This is a genomic window from Pseudonocardia kunmingensis (genome assembly GCF_006716445.1).
GTDB lineage: Bacteria > Actinomycetota > Actinomycetes > Mycobacteriales > Pseudonocardiaceae > Pseudonocardia > Pseudonocardia kunmingensis.
Genome location: NZ_VFPA01000005.1, coordinates 55,776 through 76,214 on the forward strand (window position 1 = coordinate 55,776; position 20,439 = coordinate 76,214).

Annotated in this window: 23 protein-coding genes; 8 read left to right on the forward strand and 15 right to left on the reverse strand. The window is 73.5% G+C overall.

Annotation, left to right across the window (positions count from 1 at the left end):
* Position 1: 1 nt before the first annotated feature.
* Together FB558_RS33795 and FB558_RS43570 are read left to right on the forward strand one after the other, a co-directional pair.
* A complete protein-coding gene (locus FB558_RS33795) occupies positions 2-829 on the forward strand; it encodes an alpha/beta fold hydrolase (protein ID WP_211367038.1) in 828 nt (275 codons plus the stop codon).
* Between the two features lie 65 nt (positions 830-894).
* On the forward strand, positions 895-1,257 hold the full coding sequence (locus FB558_RS43570; RefSeq protein ID WP_170231678.1) for a protease-associated domain-containing protein: 363 nt from the start codon (positions 895-897) through the stop codon (positions 1,255-1,257).
* Here the strand turns inward: FB558_RS43570 and FB558_RS33805 are convergent.
* The 4 genes from FB558_RS33805 to FB558_RS33820 all read right to left on the reverse strand — a co-directional run bounded on the left by FB558_RS33805 (position 1,211) and on the right by FB558_RS33820 (position 5,038).
* A complete protein-coding gene (locus tag FB558_RS33805) occupies positions 1,211-1,981 on the reverse strand; it encodes an amidohydrolase family protein (RefSeq protein WP_142060752.1) in 771 nt (256 codons plus the stop codon). The two genes, FB558_RS43570 and FB558_RS33805, sit on opposite strands and share 47 nt — an antisense overlap.
* 31 nt (positions 1,982-2,012) lie before the next feature.
* Positions 2,013-3,020: a sigma-70 family RNA polymerase sigma factor gene (locus FB558_RS33810; protein ID WP_142060754.1), complete on the reverse strand. Its 1,008-nt coding sequence runs from the start codon at positions 3,018-3,020 to the stop codon at positions 2,013-2,015.
* Between the two features lie 120 nt (positions 3,021-3,140).
* Positions 3,141-4,358 carry a CynX/NimT family MFS transporter gene (locus FB558_RS33815; RefSeq protein WP_246106957.1) on the reverse strand — a complete coding sequence of 406 codons (1,218 nt, stop codon included), beginning with the start codon at positions 4,356-4,358 and terminating at the stop codon, positions 3,141-3,143.
* The gene (locus tag FB558_RS33820) at positions 4,355-5,038 is read right to left on the reverse strand and encodes a FadR/GntR family transcriptional regulator (protein ID WP_142060756.1); all 684 of its coding nucleotides are present in this window, start codon (positions 5,036-5,038) and stop codon (positions 4,355-4,357) included. Before FB558_RS33820 ends, FB558_RS33815 begins: the two co-directional genes overlap by 4 nt.
* A 307-nt stretch (positions 5,039-5,345) precedes the next feature.
* Between FB558_RS33820 and FB558_RS33825 the strand changes: the two genes are divergently transcribed.
* Positions 5,346-6,092 carry an SAM-dependent methyltransferase gene (locus FB558_RS33825; protein WP_142060759.1) on the forward strand — a complete coding sequence of 249 codons (747 nt, stop codon included), beginning with the start codon at positions 5,346-5,348 and terminating at the stop codon, positions 6,090-6,092.
* Between the two features lie 85 nt (positions 6,093-6,177).
* On the opposite strand, the gene FB558_RS33830 is transcribed toward FB558_RS33825, so the two are convergent.
* Genes FB558_RS33830 through FB558_RS33840 form a run of 3 tightly spaced genes read right to left on the reverse strand, consistent with a single transcriptional unit; the run spans position 6,178 to position 9,205 of the window.
* Positions 6,178-7,389, reverse strand: a complete 1,212-nt coding sequence (locus FB558_RS33830) for a CynX/NimT family MFS transporter (RefSeq protein WP_170231680.1) — start codon at positions 7,387-7,389, stop codon at positions 6,178-6,180.
* A gap of 46 nt (positions 7,390-7,435) precedes the next feature.
* Positions 7,436-8,440, reverse strand: a complete 1,005-nt coding sequence (locus FB558_RS33835) for an acetylserotonin O-methyltransferase (protein ID WP_246106958.1) — start codon at positions 8,438-8,440, stop codon at positions 7,436-7,438.
* Between the two features lie 42 nt (positions 8,441-8,482).
* Positions 8,483-9,205, reverse strand: a complete 723-nt coding sequence (locus FB558_RS33840; RefSeq protein WP_142060763.1) for an SDR family NAD(P)-dependent oxidoreductase — start codon at positions 9,203-9,205, stop codon at positions 8,483-8,485.
* A gap of 60 nt (positions 9,206-9,265) precedes the next feature.
* Between FB558_RS33840 and FB558_RS33845 the strand changes: the two genes are divergently transcribed.
* Entirely contained in the window at positions 9,266-9,823 is a 558-nt protein-coding gene (locus FB558_RS33845) for a MarR family winged helix-turn-helix transcriptional regulator (protein WP_142060765.1), read from the forward strand.
* A gap of 50 nt (positions 9,824-9,873) precedes the next feature.
* Here FB558_RS33845 and FB558_RS33850 read toward each other — a convergent pair whose 3' ends face one another.
* From FB558_RS33850 to FB558_RS33885, 8 genes are all read right to left on the reverse strand, one after another.
* Positions 9,874-12,270: an ATP-binding cassette domain-containing protein gene (locus FB558_RS33850; RefSeq protein WP_142060767.1), complete on the reverse strand. Its 2,397-nt coding sequence runs from the start codon at positions 12,268-12,270 to the stop codon at positions 9,874-9,876.
* A 37-nt stretch (positions 12,271-12,307) separates the two neighbouring features.
* Positions 12,308-12,526 carry a hypothetical protein gene (locus FB558_RS33855; protein ID WP_142060769.1) on the reverse strand — a complete coding sequence of 73 codons (219 nt, stop codon included), beginning with the start codon at positions 12,524-12,526 and terminating at the stop codon, positions 12,308-12,310.
* Between the two features lie 4 nt (positions 12,527-12,530).
* Entirely contained in the window at positions 12,531-12,941 is a 411-nt protein-coding gene (locus FB558_RS33860) for a VOC family protein (RefSeq protein WP_170231681.1), read from the reverse strand.
* Between the two features lie 5 nt (positions 12,942-12,946).
* Positions 12,947-13,396, reverse strand: a complete 450-nt coding sequence (locus FB558_RS33865) for a helix-turn-helix transcriptional regulator (RefSeq protein ID WP_142060773.1) — start codon at positions 13,394-13,396, stop codon at positions 12,947-12,949.
* Positions 13,397-13,444: 48 nt separating this feature from the next.
* The gene (locus FB558_RS33870) at positions 13,445-13,684 is read right to left on the reverse strand and encodes a DUF3072 domain-containing protein (RefSeq protein ID WP_142060775.1); all 240 of its coding nucleotides are present in this window, start codon (positions 13,682-13,684) and stop codon (positions 13,445-13,447) included.
* A 54-nt stretch (positions 13,685-13,738) separates the two neighbouring features.
* Positions 13,739-14,788: an ABC transporter substrate-binding protein gene (locus FB558_RS33875; RefSeq protein ID WP_211367039.1), complete on the reverse strand. Its 1,050-nt coding sequence runs from the start codon at positions 14,786-14,788 to the stop codon at positions 13,739-13,741.
* 98 nt (positions 14,789-14,886) lie between these two features.
* Positions 14,887-15,372 carry a bacterioferritin gene (bfr, locus tag FB558_RS33880; protein WP_142060777.1) on the reverse strand — a complete coding sequence of 162 codons (486 nt, stop codon included), beginning with the start codon at positions 15,370-15,372 and terminating at the stop codon, positions 14,887-14,889.
* 110 nt (positions 15,373-15,482) lie between these two features.
* A complete protein-coding gene (locus FB558_RS33885; RefSeq protein WP_142060779.1) occupies positions 15,483-15,680 on the reverse strand; it encodes a (2Fe-2S)-binding protein in 198 nt (65 codons plus the stop codon).
* A gap of 76 nt (positions 15,681-15,756) precedes the next feature.
* Here FB558_RS33885 and ligD point away from each other — a divergent pair, with 76 nt between their 5' ends.
* From ligD to FB558_RS33910, 4 genes are all read left to right on the forward strand, one after another.
* Positions 15,757-17,673 carry a non-homologous end-joining DNA ligase gene (ligD, locus tag FB558_RS45585; RefSeq protein WP_342787624.1) on the forward strand — a complete coding sequence of 639 codons (1,917 nt, stop codon included), beginning with the start codon at positions 15,757-15,759 and terminating at the stop codon, positions 17,671-17,673.
* Positions 17,674-17,699: 26 nt separating this feature from the next.
* A complete protein-coding gene (locus FB558_RS33900) occupies positions 17,700-18,497 on the forward strand; it encodes a glycerophosphodiester phosphodiesterase family protein (protein ID WP_142060781.1) in 798 nt (265 codons plus the stop codon).
* Positions 18,498-18,524: 27 nt separating this feature from the next.
* Positions 18,525-19,850 (forward strand): MFS transporter, encoded by a 1,326-nt coding sequence (locus FB558_RS33905; RefSeq protein ID WP_142060782.1) that lies wholly within the window; start codon positions 18,525-18,527, stop codon positions 19,848-19,850.
* Between the two features lie 244 nt (positions 19,851-20,094).
* Positions 20,095-20,439, forward strand: coding sequence for an RNA polymerase-binding protein RbpA (locus tag FB558_RS33910; RefSeq protein WP_142060784.1), 345 nt, complete (start codon positions 20,095-20,097; stop codon positions 20,437-20,439).

The following is a 20,439-nucleotide window of genomic DNA, read 5'->3' on the forward strand; positions in this document are numbered from 1 at the left end:
GGTGGTGATCACCCGGGACGTGCCGCTGCCGGACGGGCGCGTCCTGCGCGCCCATGACACCGGCGGTTCCGGACCGGCCCTCGTCTGGCACCACGGCACGCCCCAGACCGGTTCGCTCTACGAGCCGCTGCTCGGCCTGGCCGCGGCGCGCGGAGTGCGCTTGGTCTCGTGCGCCCGGCCCGGGTACGGCGGCTCCACCCCGCGACCAGGGCGGAGCATCGCCTCGGCCGCGGCCGACGTCGCGCACGCCGCCGACGCGCTCGGCCTCGATCGGTTCGCGGTGCTCGGGTCGTCGAGCGGCGGCTCGCACGCCCTGGCCTGCGCCGCGGTGGCGCCGGCCCGGGTGACGGCCGTGGCGTGCTTCGCGGCCGTCGCGCCGTACTCCGGCCGGGACGAGTGGTTCGCCGGCATGATCTCCGACGGCGCCCTCCGGGCCGCCCTCGTCGGGCGGGGAGCGCGTGCGCGCCACGCCGAGCAGGACGAGTTCGACCCGGCCGTCTTCACCGAGGCCGACCTCGCCGCGCTCGACGGGGAGTGGGCCGGGATGGGTGCGGACGCCGGCGCGGCCGGGAGCGCAGGCGCCGACGGGGAGATCGACGACGACGTCGCCCTGGTCGGCCCGTGGGGGTGCGAGCTCACCGCGGTGACCGCGCCCGTGCTGCTGGTGCACGGCGGGCAGGACCGGGTGATCCCGCCCGCCCACGCCGGCCTGCTCGCCGCGGCGGTGCCGGGCGCCGAGCGGTGGGACCGCCCGCACGACGGGCACATCACGGTGCTCGCCGCCTGCGCGCAGGCCCTGGACTGGGTGCTGACCGCAACCGACCGGTGACCGGCCACCACGTCGCAGGAGGCGTCAGGTGTGCAGCGTGGCGCCTTCTGGCCTCGTCGTGCCCCGTGCCGAACAGCTCCTCGGTGAACACGGCGGCCGGCAGCCCGCGCCGCACGGCCCGCTCGTGGGCGGCGGCCAGCCAGGTCCTCGCCGGCGCGGGAGCCGACCTCGAGGCGGAGAGCAGGCTCGCACTGATCGGCGACCGCATCCGCGCCCACCTGCACGCGCCCGCCGCCCCGCCCGCACCCGACGGGCTCGCCGCCGAGCTGCGCGACCTCCTCGACCAGGCGCACCTGCACCGGCACTTCACCCGGCTCGTCGGGACCACACCCGGCCGGTTCGGCGGGTCGTCTCCCGGGGTGTGGTCCCGCTTCGGAGCGGTCAGCCCACCCGCAGCTCGGCGGGATCGAACGGCGTGCCCCGCTTGACCACCATGTGCTCGAGCCCGTCGACGCCGGCCTGCACGCACTCGGCGGCCTCCTCGAAGGTGGAGACGTGGGCGAAGACGCGCCGTCCGAGCAGGCGGGCCTCCTCGACCAGGGCGTCCAGCACCTCACGCCCCAGCCTCGGCCCACCCCCCGGGATGGAGCTGTAGACCACCTTGACGAGATCGATCCCGTGCTGCTCGCACTGCAGGCGCAGGCGCCGGCGTGCCTCGACGGGGTGGCCGACCTCGATCGCCAGGTCGCCGACGCGCACGGCCGGGTTGCGCAGGACGGTGCCCACCGGATGACCACCGGGAGCGGTGAACAGGCTGCCGGCGGCGAAGACGCGTGGTCCGACGAGGGCGCCGTCCTGCTCGGCCGCGCGCGCCGCCACGGTGGTGGTCGGGTCGTCGCCGATGCTCACCACCGAGGTGACGCCTGCGGCCAGGTAGGCACGCCAGTTGAGCAGCAGCTGCTCCTCGCGGAACTCCTCGGGCCAGAGCATTCCCCCGGCGCTGAACCGGTGGTGCATGTGCGTGTCCCAGAGACCGGGGAGCACCCACCGACCCCGCCCCTCGACCACGGCGGCGCCGGCGACCGGAGGAGTGGCCGCGCTCCCCACCGAGACGATCACGCCGTCCTCGACGACGACCCGCGATCGCGGAACCGGGGCACCGCCCGTGCCGTCGACGAGGATGACGTCGTCGAGCACCCACGCCGCGGCCATGACCAGGCTCCTCTCGCCGCGCGGGCCGCGCTCACCCGCGGATCGGCTCGCCCTCCCGGTCCAGCCGCAGCGGCAGGTCCCACATCGGGAACAGCGTCTCGACGTCGAGGAACGAGGTGTAGCCCGCGATCCGGCCGTCGCGGATGGCCAGGACCTGCACCGCCCAGGCGTGGTAGCCGTCGCCCTCGGGGTTGGGCCGCCACTGGGCGAAGCCCGGCATCCCGTTGGCCGTGAGCGGCTGCAGCTTCGACCCCCTGCACGGAGCGCCCGGCCCCACCCACCACTTCTGGATGTCCTCCACGCCCTGCAGCCACAGGTCGAACGGCGGCATGTTGAGGATGGCGTCCTCGTGCAGCAGCGCGACCAGCGCGCCGACGTCGTAGCGCTCGAACGCCTCCGCGTAGCGGGTGAGCAGCTCCTGGTGGTCGGCGTCGAGGTCGCCGCCCAGCGCCGCGCCGTTGGCGGGCTGGACCTGCTCCTGCTCGGCGAGCGTGGCCCGCGCGCGCTGCAGCGCGCTGTTGACCGACGCGACCGTGGTGCCCAGCAGCTCCGCGACCTCGGAGGCCTTCCACTGCAGCACCTCGCGCAGGATCAGCACCGCGCGCTGGCGGGCCGGCAGGTGCTGCAGGGCGGCCACGAACGCCAGGCGCACCGACTCGCGCGCCACCGCCAGCTCCGCGGGATCGGCCACCGTGGGCAGGACCCGGGCGTCGGGGATCGGCTCCAACCAGGACACCTCCGGCCGTGGCGCCGGCGCCGGCGCGTCGGCGGACCCGGCCGTGCCGAAGTCCATCGGCGTGGCCCGGCGCTTGCGGCTGTCCAGCATCGTGAGGCAGACGTTGGTGGCGATCTTGTACAGCCAGGACCGGACCGAGGAGCGCCCCTCGAACTTGTCGTACGAGCGCCACGCCCGGACCATCGTGTCCTGCACGGCGTCCTCGGCGTCGGCCGACGAGCCGAGCATGCGGTAGCAGTAGCCGGTGAGCTCGGCCCGGTGCTGTTCCCAGGTGTCGGACGGGGCGTCAGCGGTGACGGTCATCGGGGGTTCCCCTCTCGTGGAGCTGCCCGCGGCGCCGTGCCCAGCGCACGCTGGAGCGAGCGTAGAACCGGGCACCGACAAAACCGAGACCGATTCGGGCCCGAATCGGGCGAACGGCGCTCAGGGAGCGGCGGCGGCGACCACGCCGCGGCGGCGCACCAGCCGGTCCCGCGCGGCGAGCACCCCCGACGTCCCCTGCACCGCCAGCACCGCGAGCAGCAGCACGAACGGCATCGTCCACCCTCCGGTGGCGTCACGCAGCGCGCCGACGGCGAACGGACCCGTTGCCGCCACGACGTAGCCGACGCTCTGGGCCATGCCCGACAGCTGGGCGGCGTGCGCGGTGTCGGGCGCGCGGAGCGCCACGAAGGTGAGCGAGAGGCCCAGCGCCGCGCTCTGCGCGCCACCGAGCAGCACGACGGCCGGCACCTCGATCCCGGTCACGGCGAACACGCCGAGCAGGCCGAGCCCGGCGATCGCGGTGACGACGACCACCAGGGCCCGCTGATCCCGGCCCCGGGTCGCCAGCATCGGCGCGATCGTCGCACCGACGACCCCGGCGGCGCTCGTGAGCGAGAGCATCCACCCCGCCGCGATCGGGTCGAAGCCGCGGTCCACGAGCACCGCGGGCAGCCACGCCATCACCGCGAAGTAGCTCAGCGACTGCAGGCCCATGTACGCCGTGACCTGCCACGCGAGAGCGTCGCGCCAGAGCCCGCCCACCCGCGAACCGCCTCCGCGCGCAGGCCTCGTCGCCCTGGCCACCCGGGGTGCCCAGCACAGCAGCGCGAGCACGGCGAACAGCACCCACACCAGGAGGGCGCCGCGCCACTCGAGGCCGGCGGCCCGCGCCACGGGCACCGTGATGCCGGCGGCGAGGGTGGCCCCACCGGTGATGGCCATCGTGTAGAGCCCGGTCATCAGGCCCGTGCGGTGCGCGAAGTCGCGCTTGATCAGGCTCGGCAGCAGCACGTTGCCCACTGCGATCGCGGCCCCGACGAGCACGGTGCCGGCGAACAGGGCGACGAGCGGGCCGCTGGAGCGCACCACGAAACCCGCGCACAGCACGACCAGCGCCGTCAGCAGCGCGCGTTCGATGCCGATCCGCCGGGCCAGCAGCGGCGCCACGGGGGCGAGCAGCCCGAAGCAGAGCACCGGCAGCGCCGTGAGGACGCCCGCGGTGGTGCCGGAGAGCCGCTCGCTCGCCTGGATCTCCGCGAGCACCGGGGCCACGCCGACGACCGCCGGCCGCATGTTCGCCGCGACCAGCACGATCGCGATCCCGATCCACCAGACCGGCGCCCGCGGCGGGCGCACGGGAGGGGCGGGGATGTTCACCGCTCGCGCTCCACGATGGTGCGCGCGGCGGCGAGGTAGCGGTCGGCGGCCGCGCGGGCCGCGTCCGCGTCGCCCGCGGCGATCGCGTCGGCGAGCTCGTCGTGGCCGGGGAACGCGGCGGGGTCGTCGTCCTGCTGGTCGATCTCGCTGACGCTGCGCTGCAGCGCCTCGGTGAGCCCCGCGTACAGGTCGACCAGCACCGGGTTGCCGGTCGCGGCGACCACCGCGCGGTGGAAGGCCACGTCGGCGTCGACGAACCGCGTGCGGTCGGGTGCCTCGCATGCCGCGCGCCGCGCCGCTGCCGCCTCCCGGATGGCGACGACGTCCTCGGGGGTGCGGTGCACCGCGGCGGCCGCGGCCGCGTCGCGCTCCAGGCTCGCGCGGACCGCGAGCACGTGCGCGGCCGTGGTGCGGCGTGCACGGCGCAGGAGGGCGGCGCCGAGGTCGCTGGAGGCCCGCACGTACGTGCCGTCGCCGCGCCGGGGCTCCAGCAGGCCGGCGTGCTCCAGCGCGCGGACCGCCTCCCGCACGGTGTTGCGGCCGACGCCGAGCGCCGCGACCAGTTCGGGTTCGGGCGGGATCTTCGCGCCGACCGGCCACTCCCCGCTGGAGATCAACGCCTCCATCTGGACCATGACCTCGTCACTGAGCCGACCGGCGCGCACCGCCGTGAGTCCCATCGAAAGAGCCTAACAACCCATGTTTGGGTTCCGCGTGGCGTCCACACGGAGGCGGAGCTGCTGTCCGCCTGGCTCCCGTCCCGCCACCGGTCCGCTGCTCATGGCGTACTCGCCGGCTCGGGTGGGTCGTCGGCCGTGGTGTGACGAGGAAAATCCCGAGCAGCAGTGAGTAGGTTGATGCCGTCCGGGTTCACGATCCATGTCTTCTCACGGGGTGAATTGATGACGGTCCGAGCAACGGCTGCCGACTCCGGTCGACGGTCCTCCGCGAACGCCATGACCTCATCACACGTAAGGAACAGCTCCCGTGGATCTTCCACGCATCTTCACCATCCGCGAAAGTAGCCACCGAATCCACAACCCGTTCACCCCTGGCAAGCTCGCCACCCTGGGCCAGGCGCTGCGCCTGGCGCCCGGGACCCGCGTGCTCGACCTCGCCAGCGGATCGGGCGAGATGCTGTGCACCTGGGCCCGTGACCACGGCGTGACCGGGACCGGGGTCGACATCAGCACGGTGTTCACCGAGAAGGCCCGCGCCCGCGCCACCGAACTCGGTGTCGCCGACCAGGTCACCTTCGTCCACGGCGACGCCTCCGGCCATCGCTCGGACGAGCCGGTCGACCTCGCCGCGTGCGTCGGCGCCACCTGGATCGGAGGCGGGGTGGCCGGCACCGTCGAACTGCTGGCCAGCAGTCTCCGTCCCGGCGGCCTGATGCTGATCGGCGAACCGTACTGGCGTCAGGAAGTGCCGGACCAGGACACCGCCACGGGTTGCCTCGCCCGCAGCGAGGACGACTTCCTGGTGCTGCCGGAGCTGATCGCGCAGTTCGGCGACCTCGGGTACGACGTCGTGGAAATGGTGCTGGCCGATCAGGACAGCTGGGACCGCTACCAGGCGGCGCAATGGCTCAACCTCCGCCGCTGGCTCGACGGGAATCCCGATGACGAGCTGGCCGCCGAAGTACGGGCCGAGCTCAGCACCGAACCCGCCCGCTATGTCCGGTACCAGCGTGAACACCTCGGCTGGGGGGTCTTCGCACTGATGGTTCGCTGACGGCCCGAGCAGCGCGGGTCCGGGTGGTCCGCTGTCCGGACCCGCGCCTCCCGTCGATGGCGGTGCACTGGCTCCGGGTGAGGGGTCAGCCGGTGGATGCCGGCACGTCGGCGGCGACGAGCCGGTCCCGGCCCGCCAGCACGCCCATCGTCGCCTGGACGACGAACACGCCGAGCAGGAGCAGGATCGGCACCGTCCAGGAGCCCGTCAGGTCGTGCAGCGCCCCGACCGCGAACGGGCCTGCGGCCGCACCGACGTAGCCCACGCACTGCGCCATCCCCGACAGCTGGGCGGCGTGCGCGGCGTCGGGGGAGCGGAGCACCATCAGCGTCAGCGAGAGCCCGAGCGCGGCACCCTGCCCGACGCCGAGCACCGCCATCGACACGACCTCCGCCCCCGGCAGCAGGAGGACCCCGAGCAGGCCGAGCGCGGCCACGGCGGTGAGCCCGGCAGCGACGGCGCGCTGCCGGCGCAGGCGGGTGGCCAGCACCGGCGCGGCCATCGAGCCGCTGAGCCCGGTGACGCTGGCGAAGGCGAGGAGCCAGCCCGCGGTGGCCGGGTCGAATCCCCGGTCGACGAAGATCGCGGGCAGCCACGCGGAAGTGGCGTAGAAGCCGAGCGACTGCAGGCCCATGAAGGCGGTGACCTGCCACGCCAGCGGGCTGCGCCACAGCGGGCGGACGTGCGCCTCGCGCACGCCGCGGGCGCGGTCCACCCAGCGCACGTGGGGCAGCCAACACAGGAGGGCGACCAGGGCGAACGCGCCCCAGAGCGCGAGCGCGCCGCGCCAGTCCACGCCCAGCGCCCTGGCCACCGGCACCGTGGTCCCGGCGGCCAGGGCGCCACCGGCCGAGATCGCCATCGAGTAGATGCCCGTCATGGAGCCGGTGCGGTGCGGGAAGTCCCGCTTGATCAGCCCGGGCAGGACGTTCCCGAGCGCGATCGCCGAGCCGACGAGTACCGTTCCGGCGAACAGGGTGGCGGTCGGGCCGCTCGACCGGAGCGCGATCCCGAGGCAGATCAGCACGAGCGCGCCGAGCAGCGTGCGCCCGATGCCGAAGCGCCGGGCGAGGCGGGGCGCCGCCGGGGCGAGCAGCCCGAAGCACAGCACCGGCAACGCCGTGAGCACCCCGGACGCCGTGGCCGAGAGCCCGACGCTGCGCTGGATCTCCGGGAGCACCGGGGCGAGGCCGACCACGGCGGGCCGCAGGTTGGCCGCGACGAGCACGATGGCGGCGGCGAACCACCAGGTCGCGCGCGCTCGCGGCCGGGCGAGGACGTCGGCCAGCGCGTTCACCGGAGCGCCCGCAGCGCAGTCACGACCACCGAATGAGCCTAACATCCTACCTTTCGGCGGCCGCGAGGCGGAACTCCAGGAGGCAGCGCTGGTCGGACAGGTCGGTCACGACGTCGAGGACCAGACCGTGGACCGAGGCCAACGCGTGGAACTCGTCGACCCGGCGCTCCCGGCCGCCGAAGATCGCGAGCATCGCCAGGTCGAACTCGGTGGCGGCGCGTCGCCCGCCGACCGGTTCGACGACCAGGACGCGGCCCGTCGGCGAGACGGCCTCGACGCAACGCCCCAGGATCCGGTGGGCATCGTCGTCGCCCCAGTCGTGCAGGATGTCGCACAGCAGGTAGGCGTCCGCCCCGTGGGGGAGCGGGTCGAAGAAGCTGCCCGCCGTCACGCGGGCCCGGTCCGCCACCCGGTGCGCCTCGAAGGTGCGGCGCGCACCCGCCGCGGTCGGTTCGAGGTCGACCAGGTGGCCGCGCACCCCGGGATAGGCGGCCAGGATCGCGGCGAGGAGGGTGCCGCGACCGCCGCCGACGTCGACGACGGTGGGGTAGCGGCCCCAGTCGTGGCCGGCGACGATCTGCGGGACCTGCTCGCGCAGCCGGTCGGTCATCTGCTGGTCGAACGACTCGCGCAGGTGCGGGTGCCGGCGCAGGTCCGCCCAGAAGTCCTGGCCGAAGCGGCGCGGGTAGGCGGCGGCGCCGGTGGTGATGCTGTGCAGGAGCTCGACGAACGCCATCTCGGCGCGCCCGCCGGCCATGTCCAGGTGCAGGAAGTTGGTCAGGCCGTTGCCGGCGTCGACGCACAGGGCCGCCCCGTAGCCGGTGGTGCGGTACCCCGCGGGGGCGCGCTCGACGATCCCGAGGGTCGCGAGGTGGCCCAGCAGCAGGTCGAGCGCCTGCGCCGACACGTCCAGCTCGGCGGCGACCTGCGCGACGGCGGCGCCGTCACCGTGCAGCCGGTCCGGTAGGCCCAGGGTCACCGCCACGCGCAGGGCCATCGGCGTGGCCAGGCCGGCGAGCGTGCGGATCGCGGAGACGTCGTGATCGGTCACGAAGGTCAACCGTGGCACGACCGTCAACCGGATAACGGCGGGTCACCGGGTCGTGCGCTCGCCGCCGTTGACCGCCACCACCTGCCCGGTGATCTGCCGAGCGCCGGGAGAGGCGAGGAAGGCCACGGTTGCGGCGATGTCGTCGGGCCTGCTGGGCCGGCGGGTGGCGGCCGCGCCGATGAGCGCGCGACGCCGCTCGTCGGTCAGCCGGTCGCGGAAGAACTCGGTGTCGGCGACGTAGCCCGGGGCCAGGGTGTTCACGGTGACGTCCCCGGGGCCGAGCTGGGCGGCGAGGTCGACGGTCCACGACGCGAGCCCTGCCTTCGCGGCCCCGTAGGCACCGGCGCCCTTGTCCGCCGCGATCGAGCCGATGTTGACGACGGCGCCGCCGGGCCGGAGCCGGTCGCGCAGCGCGGTGGTGACGAGGACGGCGGAGAGCAGGTTGGCCTCGAGGTTGGCCCGCCACGCGGCGGCGACGGCAGCGAGGTCGGCCGGTTCCCCGCGGTCGAAGTCGGTGTTGCCACCCGCGTTGTTGACGAGCACGTCGACCCGCTCGGGGATGCGGTCGAGGGCCCCGGCGACAGCGGCCGGATCGGTGGCGTCGAAGGCGACGGCGGTGGCCCGCTCGCCGAACGCGGCCGCGGCCTCGTCCAGCAGCTCACGGCGACGTCCGGTGAGCACGACGTGGTCGCCCTCGCCGTGCAGGCGGGACGCGATCGCGTGACCGATGCCCGTGGCGGCTCCGGTGACGACGGTGATGCGCATACACTCCCCTTCTCGATTCAGGCCTAAAGTTTAGCACTAAATTCGACAGGGGAGCGGCACATGGCAGGGGAGCCCGTTGACCAGGTGGACGCGATCACCGCCGCCTGGGCGCGTGAGCGGCCGAACATGCCCACCGACGGCATCGCACTGGTGTCGCGGACGTGGCGACTGGCCAAGCTGTTCGGTGAGCAGCGCCGGCGGGTTCTCGCCGAGGCGGGCGCCGACCAGGCGACCCTGGACCTGCTCTCCGTCCTGCGGCGGGCCGGAGCCCCGTACGAGCTCGCGCCCGGCGAGATCGCCCGGCGATCGATGGTCACCGCCGGGGCGATCTCGCAGCGCCTCACCCGCGCCGAGCGCGACGGCCTCGTCGAGCGCACCCGGGAGCCCGGCAGCCGCTACGCCACGGTGCGACTGCTGCCGACCGGCCACGAGCTCGTCGACCGGCTCGTCGGCCGCATCGCCGATCTCGACACGGATCTGGTGGCCGGTCTGACCCCGGCGCAGCGCGGCGAGTTCGACGACCTGCTGCGCGTGCTGATCGACGACCTGGAACGCCGGTACGGACCCGCCGTCATGACCCAGGTGGGCAGCGAGAGGGAGGAGCCGCCGTCACGATAACTGTCATAACGTCGATTATCGGCTCAGCACGACAGGCAAGATCTGCAGTATCACCGGCCGACGTACTCCGCCAGGTGCTGCCCGGTGAGCGTCGACCGGGCGGCGACGAGGTCGGCCGGTGTGCCCTCGAAGACGATCCGGCCGCCGTCGTGCCCGGCGCCCGGGCCGAGGTCGATGATCCAGTCGGCGTGCGCCATGACCGCCTGGTGGTGCTCGACGACGATGACCGACTTGCCGGCGTCGACGAGCCGGTCGAGCAGGCCGAGCAGCTGCTCGACGTCGGCGAGGTGCAGGCCCGTGGTCGGCTCGTCGAGGACGTAGACGCCGCCCTTCTCCCCCATCCGGGTGGCCAGCTTGAGCCGCTGCCGCTCGCCGCCGGACAGGGTGGTGAGCGGCTGGCCCAGGCCGAGGTAGCCGAGCCCGACGTCGGAGAGCCGGTCGAGGACGGCGTGCGCGGCCGGCGTGCGGGCCTCGCCGGCGCCGAAGAACGCCAGGGCCTCGGTCACCGACATCGCGAGCACCTCGCTGATGTCCTTGCTGTTGTCCGGGCCTCCGAGGCGGTACTCCAGCACCGCGGCCTGGAACCGCTTCCCCTCGCACTCCTCGCAGGTGGTGGAGACGGTCTCCATGAAGCCCAGCTCGGTGTAGATGACACCGGCACCGTTGCAGGCGGGGCAAGCGCCCTCGGAGTTGGCGCTGAAGAGCGCCGGCTTGACGCCGTTGGCCTTCGCGAACGCCTTGCGGATCGGGTCGAGCAGCCCGGTGTACGTCGCCGGGTTGCTCCGCCGCGAGCCCTTGATCGCGCTCTGGTCGATCGACACCACACCCTCGCTCGCGGGGACGGAGCCGTGCACGAGCGAGCTCTTGCCGGAGCCCGCCACGCCGGTGACGACGCAGAGCACTCCCAGCGGGATGTCGACGTCGACGTCCTTCAGGTTGTGCCTGGTCGCACCGCGGATCTCCAGCCGGCCGGTGGGCGTCCGCACGGTCTCCTTGGGGGCCGTCCGGTCGCCGAGGTGGCGGCCGGTGACGGTGCCACTGCCCCGCAGCCCGTCCACGGTCCCCTCGAAGCACACCGTGCCACCCGCGGCGCCGGCGCCGGGGCCGAGGTCCACGACGTGGTCGGCGATCGCGATCGTCTCCGGCTCGTGCTCCACGACGAGCACCGTGTTGCCCTTGTCCCGCAGCCGCAGCAGCAGGTCGTTCATCCGCTGGACGTCATGGGGATGCAGGCCGATGGTGGGCTCGTCGAAGACGTAGGTGACGTCGGTGAGCGCGGAGCCGATGTGGCGGATCAGCTTCGTGCGCTGCGCCTCGCCGCCGGACAGCGTGCCCGAGGGCCGCTCGAGCGAGAGGTAGCCCAGCCCGATCTCGACGAACGCGTCGAGGGTGTACAGGAGCTTGGCGAGCAGCGGCGCCACGGACGGCTCGTCGAGCCCGCGGACCCACTCGGCCAGGTCGCTGATCTGCATCGCGCAGGCGTCGGCGATGTTGGTTCCGCGGATCCTGGACGACCGCGCCGTCTCGGACAGGCGGGTGCCATCGCACTCGGGGCAGGTGGCGAAGGCGATCGCCCGGTCCACGAACGCCCGGATGTGCGGCTGCAGCGCGTCCCGGTCCTTGGCCAGCATCGACTTCTGGATCCGCGGGATCAGGCCCTCGTACCAGACGTTGACGCCCTCGACCTTGATCCTCGTCTGCTCCTTGTACAGCAGGTCGTTCAGCTCGCGCTTGGTGTACTTGCGGATCGGCTTGTCCGGGTCGTGGAAGCCCGACTTGCGGAAGATGGTGCCGTACCAGCTGTCGCCGGTGTAGTTGGGGATCAGCAGCGCACCCTCGTTGAGCGACTTGCTGTCGTCGTAGAGCTGGGTGAGGTCGAAGTCGGAGGTCCGACCCGTGCCCTCGCAGCGCGGGCACTGCCCGCCGACGACAGTGAAGTCGCGGCGCTCCTTGATGGTCCGCCCGCCGCGTTCGAACTGGACCGCACCCGCCCCGCTGATCGAGGCGACGTTGAAGGAGAAGGCCTGTGGCGAGCCGATGTGCGGCTGCCCGAGCCGGCTGAAGAGGATGCGCAGCATCGCGTTGGCGTCGGTCACGGTGCCGACCGTCGAGCGGGGGTTGCCACCCAGCCGCTCCTGGTCGACGATGATCGCGGTGGTCAGCCCGTCGAGCACGTCGACCTCGGGTCGCGCCATCGTCGGCATGAAGCCCTGCACGAACGCGCTGTAGGTCTCGTTGATCATCCGCTGCGACTCGGCGGCGATCGTGGCGAAGACCAGCGAGCTCTTGCCCGAGCCGGAGACGCCGGTGAACACGGTCAACCGGCGCTTCGGCAGCTCGACGTGCACGTCCTTGAGGTTGTTCTCGCGTGCGCCGAGCACGCGGATCAGGTCGTGGCTGTCGGCGGGGTGCAGGGCGAGCTCCTGCGGGTCGGTGGCCGTGCTCATCAAGTCTCCATCTCGTGCGGGGATCGCCGGTCGCTCGTCATACCTCGGTCGCAGCACGCTGCCCGCTGCGCGACCTGGCGGTGTAGGGCAGCGCGAAGAGGTACAGGCCGCTGGCCATCAGCAGGGTCAGCGGGAGCAGCGGCAGGTAGAACACCCAGAAGGGCAGGACCCCGGTCAGGGTCACGAAGCAGACGACCACGGTCAGGGTGAACGCCATGGACACCCAGCGGTGGAACTGGCGGATGCGCCTGCTCATCGGGTCACCGCACCTCGAAGATGCGGATCATGTTGCCGGCGGGGTCGCGGAAGGCGCAGTCGCGGACGCCCCACGGCTGGTCGGTCGGCTCCTGGACGACCTCGGCGTCACCGGCCTGCAACCGCTCGAAGGTGGCGTCGAGGTCCTTGCTGGCCAGGTTGATCCCGGCGTAGGTGCCCTTGGCCATCATCTCGGCGACGGTGCGGCGCTCGTCCTCGGTGATGCCGGGGTCGGCGGCCGGCGGGGTGAGGACGATGGACGTGTCGGGCTGGCCGGGAGGGCCGACCGTGAGCCAGTGCACGCCGCCGTACTCGACGTCACCCCGCACCTCGAACCCGAGCGTGTCGCGGTAGAAGGCCAGCGAGGCCTCGTGGTCGTCGTGCGGGAGGAAGGCCTGGTGAATGGTGAGGTCCATGGCGCTCACGCTAGGTGCGGCGCGGGAGCCGGTGCTTCTCGATTCCTGACCGGTCTGGTCACCTTCTTGGCCACGCACGGCGCCATCCCGGCGATCGCGTCCGACACCTCGCGCCGGTAGACGCTGGGCGGCACGCCGACCAGCTCGGTGAAGCGCGTGCTGAAGGTGCCCAGCGACGAGCAGCCGACGGCGAAGCAGACCTCGGTGACGCTGAGGTCGCCCCGGCGCAGCAGCGTCATCGCGCGCTCGATGCGCCGCGTCATCAGGTAGGAGTACGGCGACTCGCCGTAGGCGCGCCGGAACTCACGGCTCAGGTGCCCGGCGGACATGTGCGCGCCGCGCGCGAGCGCCTCGACGTTCAGCGGCTGGGCGTACTCCCGGTCGATCCGGTCGCGGACGCGACGCAGCCGCGCGAGGTCGCGCAGGTGCTGCGCCGCGGTGGGCGTGCTGGTCACGTGCAGATCGTGCCATGTGCCCCGAGAGCGCGGCCTCCCCCCGGCGGGTCAGCCGCCGCGGCCGGTGCGCTCCTGCAGCTCGTCGATGCGCCGCGACGCCTCGGCCTTGGACAGGGAGTCCGGCGGTGGTTCCTGCCCTGCCTGCTGGGCCAGCGTGTGCAGGTACGACCGCTGCGGGCCGGTCATCGGCTCGTCGCCGGTGCTCCAGTCGTCGGGGTCCTTCGCCGCGGGCCCGGTGGCGTCCGCGGCGTCCGTGTCGGGGCGCGGTGCGGTCCGGTCTTCGCTCATGGCTCGAACGTATCTTCGATCCGCGGCGACCGCACGGCGGACCGGGCCCTCGCCTCAGCTCTCTCCCGTGAGGAGTGTGGCCTCGAGGTCGCCGAGGACCAGCCGGGCGGCGGTCGGGCCCGCGTTGAGGTACCACGGGTCGTCGTCGACGAGCACGGCCCGGCCGTCGCGCACGGCCGGGAGCGTCTGCCAGAGCGGGTTCCCCACCGTGGCCGACGCCGCGGCCTGCTCCTCGGTGGTCGCGCCCTGCACGGAGTAGAAGATCCGGTCGCCGCCGGCGAGCGCCAGCTCCTCGGGTGAGAGGTCGCGCGACGTCGCGTCGAAGCGCTGGGGCTCGGGCCGGACGAGGCCGGCGTCCCAGGCGACGAACCCGGTGAACGAGGCGACGCCGAACACCCGGGTGCGGTCGGCGGTGACGCGGACGAACGAGACGGTCTCCTCCCCCGCGGCCGCCCCGAGCGCCGCGGCGTCCGCGGCGAAACCGTCGAGGAAGTCCTGGGCGCGCTCCTGCATCCCGAGGCTGTCGGCCAGCAGCAGGAAGTCCTGCTTCCAGTTCACCCCGGTGCCCTGCACCAGCACGGTGGGCGCGATCTCGGCGAGCACCGGGTAGAGGTCCTGCGACGCCGCCGCGTTCGCGAGCACGAGGTCGGGTCGCAGCGCCGCGATCGCCTCGAGGTTCGGGCTCTGGCGCGAGCCGACCGACGCCACCGCCGCCAGCTGCTCGGCGTACTGGGGGAACGCCTCCTGCACGTACCGGGGCACGAGGTCGGCGTCGTCGCCGTGCGCGACCCCCACCGGCACGACGTCGAGGGTGAGGATCGCGTCGGTCTGGCCGGTCGCGATCACGACGACCCGCTGCGGCGGCGCCGGGACGGTCGTGGTGCCACCGAAGTGCGTGACCGTGCGGGGGAAGGTGCCGTCGGGCTCGGCGGCGCCCATGCCCGTGGGGATCGCCGTGGGCCCGGGCGGAGCGACTGCCGCGGGCTCGAGCTCCTGCGGCCCGGAGGACCCCGTATGCGCGTCGGTGGGCGCGTTCGCGCACCCGGCCAGGGTGGCGAGCGCGACGAGCACCGCACCTGCCACGACGGACGTCCGTCCGACCACGTGATCCTCCGAGAAAGGTTTGCCTAACCTGAGATCGAGAGGACCATAGCAATCGGGTGGGGCCGGGGATCTCGCTGTGCGCGAGGTGGCGGGCCGGGTCAGCCCGCGGTCGGTGGCTGGTCCACCAGCTGCGCGAGGTAGAGCTGCTCGCCGAGCTTGTCGATGAGCTCCAGGTTCGTCTGGATGTAGTCGATGTGGTGCTCCTCGTCGGCGAGGATGTCCTCGAACAGGGTGGCCGTCGTGTGGTCGCCCTTGTCCCGGCACATCGTGATGCCCGGCCGCAGCCGGTCGACGACCTCGACCTCGATCGCGAGGTCGGACTCCAGCTGTTCGCGCACGGTCTGGCCGATCCGCAGGGAGAAGAGGCGCTGGTAGTTCGGCAGGCCCTCGAGGAACAGGATGCGGTCGGTGATCCGCTCGGCGTGGCGCATCTCGTCGAGGGACTCCGCCCGCGTGTAGGCGGCGAGCTTGGTCAGGCCCCAGTTCTGCTGCATCTTGGCATGCAGGAAGTACTGGTTGACGGCCGTGAGCTCGCTGGTCAGTTGATCGTTGAGCAGTGCGATGATCTCGGTGTCGCCACGCACGGTGTCCTCGCTTCGTCGGCCCTGCAGGGAGCCGCAACGCTAGCGGCGCACGCACGGGCCGGCGGAGCCAGTGTCGCCTTTGCGCAGGTCAGGCGAACCTCAGCGGTGATTCAGGCAGTGGAGGGCAGCTCCGCGATCAGCGACGGGGCCTGGGCGGCGGCGAGGAGGACGTCGATGTGGTCGTGGCACGAGCCGCACCCGGTGCCCGCGCCACATGCGTCACCGACCTCCTCCACGGTGCGGGCACCGCGCGCGATGCAGGACCGGACCTCGGTGTCCGGCACCGCGTGGCAGATGCACACGTACACAGGCTCTCCTCCACTTCGGCAAGGCAAGCCTATGTTCACATCGGGGCCGGGTGGACGCAAGAACTAGCCTGAGCCCGTGCCGCTCGACGAGTACCGCCGCAAGCGCGACGCGCGGCGCACGCCGGAACCGGTGCCCGAGGTCGATCCGGTGGCGCCGGAGGGCCCCGGCCGCCGTTTCGTGATCCAGGAGCACCACGCCCGGCGGCTGCACTGGGACGTCCGGCTCGAGCGCGACGGGGTGCTGGCCTCGTGGGCGGTGCCGAAGGGGCTGCCGACCGACCCGGACACGATCCGGCTGGCCGTGCGCACCGAGGACCATCCGATCGAGTACCTGGAGTTCTCGGGGGAGATCCCGGCCGGCGAGTACGGCGGCGGCGCGATGACGATCTGGGACACCGGCACCTACGAGACGGAGAAGTGGAACCCCCGGGAGGTGATCGTCCGGCTGCGCGGCGAGCGGGCGTCCGGGCGGTTCGTGTTCATCCGCACCGACCGGGGAGGCAGCGGGAAGGACGGCTGGCTGCTGCGCCGCTCGGACCGCGACGCCGGCCGCGAGCCGCTCCCGCACGAGGCCCTGCCGATGCGGGCCACGCCGGGCGCGTTCCCGGTCGAGGGCGACTGGTGGCCGCAGGTCGGGTTCGGCGGACGCCGGGTGATCGTGCGGGTCGAGGGCGGGCGCGCCGGCCTCACCGACGCCGACGGAGACGAGGTCGCCGCCCCCGGGCTGCGCGAGCTGGGCCCGTCGCTGGGCGCCACGCAGGTGCTCCTCGACGGGGAGCTGACCGGCCCGCCGGAGGGCCCGCAGCTGTGGATCGGCGACCTGCTGCACCTCGACGGCCGCGACGCCTGCGCGCTGCCGTTCCGCGAGCGGCGGGCGCTGCTGGAGGGCCTGCCCCTGGACGGCCCCCGCTGGCGGCTCGCGCCCGTGTTCCCGGGTGCGGGCGCCGAGGTGCTCGCCGCCGCCGAGCAGCAGGGCCTCCCCCACGTCGTCGCGAAGGACCCGGAGTCGCCCTACGAACCGGGCAGGCGCAGCGCGCGGTGGGTGCAGGTGGACACGGCAGCGGCCACCCCTCCGCCCGCGCCCCGCCCGCGGCGCGACGCGGTGAGCGGGGTCGGCCGGGCCACCCTCAGCAACCCGGGCAAGGTCCTCTACCCCCTCACCGGCACCACGAAGGCCGACGTGCTGGAGCACTACCTGGCCGTCGCCGAGGTGATGCTGCCGCACCTGCGCGACCGGCCCGTCACGCTCGTGCGGTGGCCCGACGGCGTGGAACGCTCGTCCTTCTTCGAGAAGAACGTCTCCCGCCACGCCCCGCGCTGGATCCGCACCGCGCGGGTCGGCACGCCGGGCGGGCGGTCGGAGAAGGCGGACTTCCCGTTGATCGACGACGCCGAGGGGCTCGCCTGGGCGGCGAACCTGGCCGCGCTGGAGCTGCACGTGCCGCAGTGGCGGGTCGGTCCGCGCGGCGGGCAGCAGCTGCCCGACCTGGTGGTGTTCGACCTCGACCCGGGAGAGGGCACCACGGTGGTCGACTGCGCGCGCGTGGCCGAACGCATCGCCGAGCGGCTCGCCGAGGACGGTCTGCGCGCCTACCCGCGCACCAGCGGCGGGAAGGGGATGCAGCTCTACCTCCCCGTGACGGTCTCGCGGGCCGAGCGGACCTCGGAGTTCGCGAAGGCGCTGGCCGAGGAGCTCGCCAGCGAGACCCCGGGACGGGTCACCGCGGTGATGGCCAAGGCGCGCCGGCGCGGCAAGGTGTTCGTGGACTGGAGCCAGAACAACCCGCACAAGACCACGATCGCGAGCTACTCCCTGCGCGGGCGCGCCCGCCCCACCGTCGCCACCCCGATCACGTGGGACGAGGTGCGGGCCTGCCGGCGCCCGGACGACCTGGTGTTCACCGCGAGCGACCTGCCGGCCCGCCTCGCCGAGCACGGCGACCTGCTCGCGCCGCTGTTCACCCAACCGCAACGCCTCCCGCGTCGCGCCTGACCGCCCCCGCCTGCGAGGCTGCCCCGGTGCCGCACCACCCCTACCTCGACGGCCCCTACCCGCGCGCCTACGCCCACCGCGGCTGGCACATCGGGGAGCTCGCGGGCTGCGAGAACACGCTCGCGGCGTTCCGCCGCGCCGTGGACGAGGGGTTCGGCTACCTCGAGATGGACGTGCACGCCACCGCGGACGGCGTCGCCGTCGTGCACCACGACCCGATCCTGGAGCGCACCACCGACGGCCACGGCCCGATCCGCCTGCGCTCCGCGGCCTCCCTGGCGAATGTGCGGGTCCGGGGCCGGGAGCCCCTGCCGCTGCTCGAGCAGGTCCTCACCGAGCTGCCGGACACCCGGATCACCGTGGAGCTGAAGTCCGGCGCCGCGGTCGCGCCGGTGCTCGCGGTGCTGGAACGCACCGACAGCTGGCACCGCGTCTGCCTGGGCAGCTACCACGACGGCTGGCTGCGCCGGGCCCGCGAGGCCGCGGGGGCGCGGCTGTGCACGTCGATGGGGCAGGGCGCCGCCGTCGGCCTGCGCACGCGGGCCTGGCTCGACGCGCTGCCCGGACCGTTGCGCCACCTGCCGGCCCCGCCCGCGCCGGGTGACCTCGCGCAGCTCCCCCGCCGGTTCGCCGGGATCCCGGTGGTCGACGCGGCCCTCCTGCGCGCGGTCCACGCCGGCGGGCGGGAGGTCCACGTGTGGACGGTGGACACGGAGCCGGAGATGACCGCGCTGCTCGACCTCGGTGCCGACGGGCTGCTGTCCGATCGCCCCGACGTGCTGCGCGAGGTGCTCCACGCCCGCGGCGCGTGGCAGGGGTCCTGACCCCGCCGCATGGCCTAACCTCCGCTCGTGCCGCCCGCCGTGCAGTCCCCGCCCGTCGACCGCGGCAGGGTCGTGGCGTGGGCGCTGTGGGACTGGGGCTCCGCCGCTTACAACGCGGTGATCCTGACCTTCGTCTTCTCCGTCTACCTCACCGACGCGGTCGGCGACGGCCGGCCGGAGGCGAGCGCCGCTCTGGGCTACGCGATCGGCGCGGCCGGGCTGCTGATCGCGCTGCTGGCACCCGTGCTCGGACGCCGGGCCGACGCCGCGGGCCGGCGCAAGCTCGCCACCGGCGTCTGGACCGGGCTGACGATCGTCACGATGGCGGGGTTGTTCGCCGTCCGCGACGACGCCGGGTACCTGTGGCTCGGCCTGGTGCTGCTGGGCGTCGGCTCGATCGTGTTCGAGCTCGCGTCGGTGTCCTACAACGCGATGCTGTCCCAGGTCGCGACTCCGGGCACGATCGGGCGGATCTCCGGCTTCGGCTGGGCGATGGGCTACCTCGGCGGCATCGTGCTGCTGCTGGTCGTCTACACCGGGTTCATCGCGGGCGGCGACGGCGGGCAGGCCGGGTTCCTCGGCGTGCCGACGGGCGACGGGTTCCACATCCGGCTGGTGGCGCTCGTCGCGGCGGCGTGGTTCCTGCTGTTCGCCCTCCCGCTGTTCCTGGCGGTGCCCGAGGTGGCGCCCGCCCCGGACCGGCCCGCGCGCCTCGGCGTCGCCGGGTCGTACCGGGCGCTGGTGGCCGACCTGCGCACGCTCTACCGGAACGCCCCGCACACCGTCTTCTTCCTCGGCGCCAGCGCCCTGTTCCGCGACGGGCTCGCCGCGATCTTCACGTTCGGGGCGGTGCTCGCCGTCGGCGTGTACGGCGTCGGCGCAGGCGACGTGCTGCTGTTCGGGGTGGCCGCCAACGTGGTGGCGGCGCTCGGGGCGCTGGCCGGCGGGCGGGTCGAGGATCGCGTCGGGCCGAAGCCGGTGATCGTCACCTCGCTGCTGGGGATGATCGCGGCCGGGGTCGTGCTGCTGTTCGTGTCCGGGCCGGGGGCCTTCTGGGTCTTCGGTCTGCTGCTCACGCTGTTCGTCGGGCCCGCGCAGTCGTCGTCGCGGACCTTCCTCGCCCGCCTCGCCACTCCCGGCCGCGAGGGCGAGCTGTTCGGCCTCTACGCCACGACCGGCCGGGCCGTGTCCTTCCTGTCGCCCGCCCTGTTCGGCCTGTCGGTCACGGTGTTCGGCGCGCAGCGGGCCGGGATCGTGGGGATCCTGGTGGTGCTCGCCGCCGGGCTGCTGGCGTTGTGGCCGGTACGGCCGCCGCAGATGTCCTCCGGTAACGGAAATTCGGCGACGCCGTGAACACCACCCCGACCGGGGGTGACATAAGTCACAGTTGGCTGACAGGTCACAACCGCGTGTGTAGCGGCGCCGTATCGGGGACACTCAGGCATCGGGACGGCCAACGTCCGGTGTGATCGCACGACGACCACACCCGGTCCGGCGCCGTTCGCAATGGCGGGAATGGACGGCTGTGCTGCAGACGTTACACCCGGTGGTGATGGCCGAGGGAGGCTCCCTCGGACCCAGGTAGGGAGGATGACGCATGGCCGACCGCGTGCTCCGTGGCAGCCGGCTCGGGGCTGTCAGCTACGAGACGGACCGCAACCACGACCTCGCGCCGCGGCAGTCGATGCGCTACGCGTGCCCGCGTGGGCACGAGTTCGAGGTGCCCTTCGCGGGCGACGCCGAGGCCCCGGCGACCTGGGAGTGCCGCCTGCACGGCAGCATCTCGCGCCTCGTCGACGGCGCAGAGCCCGAGCAGAAGAAGGCGAAGCCCCCGCGTACGCACTGGGACATGCTGCTGGAGCGTCGTTCCGTCGCCGACCTCGAGGTGCTGCTCAACGAGCGCCTCGAGCTGCTGGCCGAACGCCGCCGCGAGATCGCCTGA

Excerpts from the sequence above, each read along its gene's own strand:
- FB558_RS33805 (WP_142060752.1), bottom strand. The coding sequence starts at position 1,981 with ATGGCCGCGGCGTGGGTGCTCGACGACGTCATCCTCGTCGACGGCACG.
- FB558_RS33810 (WP_142060754.1), bottom strand. The coding sequence starts at position 3,020 with ATGACCGTCACCGCTGACGCCCCGTCCGACACCTGGGAACAGCACCGG.
- FB558_RS33820 (WP_142060756.1), bottom strand. The coding sequence starts at position 5,038 with ATGGGACTCACGGCGGTGCGCGCCGGTCGGCTCAGTGACGAGGTCATG.
- FB558_RS33840 (WP_142060763.1), bottom strand. The coding sequence starts at position 9,205 with ATGCGCATCACCGTCGTCACCGGAGCCGCCACGGGCATCGGTCACGCG.
- FB558_RS33845 (WP_142060765.1), top strand. The coding sequence starts at position 9,266 with ATGGCAGGGGAGCCCGTTGACCAGGTGGACGCGATCACCGCCGCCTGG.
- FB558_RS33850 (WP_142060767.1), bottom strand. The coding sequence starts at position 12,270 with ATGAGCACGGCCACCGACCCGCAGGAGCTCGCCCTGCACCCCGCCGAC.
- FB558_RS33855 (WP_142060769.1), bottom strand. The coding sequence starts at position 12,526 with ATGAGCAGGCGCATCCGCCAGTTCCACCGCTGGGTGTCCATGGCGTTC.
- FB558_RS33860 (WP_170231681.1), bottom strand. The coding sequence starts at position 12,941 with ATGGACCTCACCATTCACCAGGCCTTCCTCCCGCACGACGACCACGAG.
- FB558_RS33870 (WP_142060775.1), bottom strand. The coding sequence starts at position 13,684 with ATGAGCGAAGACCGGACCGCACCGCGCCCCGACACGGACGCCGCGGAC.
- FB558_RS33910 (WP_142060784.1), top strand. The coding sequence starts at position 20,095 with ATGGCCGACCGCGTGCTCCGTGGCAGCCGGCTCGGGGCTGTCAGCTAC.